1 protein-coding gene is annotated in these 1,295 nt (G+C 71.0%); it reads left to right on the forward strand.

What is annotated here, in order from left to right; all coding sequences use genetic code 11:
- Positions 1-23: 23 nt before the first annotated feature.
- On the forward strand, positions 24-1,277 hold the full coding sequence (locus tag ABD901_RS58610) for an IS110 family RNA-guided transposase (RefSeq protein WP_345145070.1): 1,254 nt from the start codon (positions 24-26) through the stop codon (positions 1,275-1,277).
- Positions 1,278-1,295: the final 18 nt, after the last annotated feature.

Genomic DNA, 1,295 nt, shown 5'->3' on the forward strand with positions numbered 1-1,295 from the left:
GATGCAACAGCGAGGAGACAACTGTGAGTATCGTCCCCAACCCCACTGCCATGCGTGTCACGGCGGGGGTGGACTGGGCCAAGGACGACCACGCGGTCTGTGTGGTCGGCGATCAAGGGGAGGTCCTGGACCGGTTCACCGTGCCGCACGACGCGGCCGGGCTGAAGCGGATGGCCGCCAAGCTGCTGCGCGCCGGGGTCGAGCAGGTCGGCATCGAACGCGGCGACGGCCCCGTCGTCGACACCCTCATGCAGGCCGCGCTGGTGGTCTTCGTGATCCCGCCCGGGCAGGTGAAGAACCTGCGCAGCCGGTACGGCTCGGCCGGGAACAAGGACGACCGGTTCGACGCCTACGTCCTGGCCGACGTGGTCCGTACCGACGTGCGACGCCTGCGGCCCATGCTGTATGACAGCGAGCAGACCACCGCGCTGCGCGGCAGCGTGCGGGCCCGCCGGGACCTGGTCACCCACCGGGTCGCCGCGGCCAACCAGCTGCGCGCCCACCTGCAGATCGTGTTCCCCGCCGCCGCAACGCTGTTCGCCGACATCGACTCGGCGATCACCCTGACCTTCCTGGGACGCTTCACCACCCAGGAGGCCGCGGACTGGCTCTCGCCCAAGCGGCTGGCCGTCTGGCTGGGCTCGGTCTCCTACAGCGGGGGCGTCGACCCAGCCGTACTGCACGCCCGGCTGTTGGCCGCACCCCGCGGCGTCACCGGCGAGTACGCCAGCCTCCACGCTGCCACCACCACGGCGCTGGTGGCCGTCCTGCGGACCCTGACAGCCCAGATCCAAATCCTGGCCGCCAGCATCGGCGAACAACTGGACGCTCATCCCGACGCGGCGATCTTCACGTCCCTGCCCCGCTCCGGCAGCGTTCGGGCCGCCCGGCTGCTCGCCGAAATCGGCGACGCCCGCGGACGGTTCCCCACCCGCGACTCGTTGACCTGCCTGGCCGGCGTCGCGCCCTCGACCCGGCAATCGGGCAAGGTCAAAACCGTCACCTTCCGCTGGGGCGCCGACAAACAACTGCGCGACGCCCTGTGCGACTTCGCCGGCGACTCCCGCCGCGCCAACCCCTGGGCCGCCGACCTGTACGCCAAAGCCACCGCCCGCGGCTGCGACCACCCCCACGCCGTCCGCATCCTCGCCCGCGCCTGGGCACACATCATCTGGCGCTGCTGGCAAGACAACGTCCCCTACAACCCAGCCGCCCACGGCGCCCTCCAAACCCTCCTCAACCAAGACCAACCAACGGCCGCCCGACCCAGGGGTTGACACAGGGCAACTCAAGCC

Source organism: Dactylosporangium darangshiense, from assembly GCF_039537565.1.
GTDB classification, from domain to species: Bacteria; Actinomycetota; Actinomycetes; order Mycobacteriales; family Micromonosporaceae; genus Dactylosporangium; species Dactylosporangium darangshiense.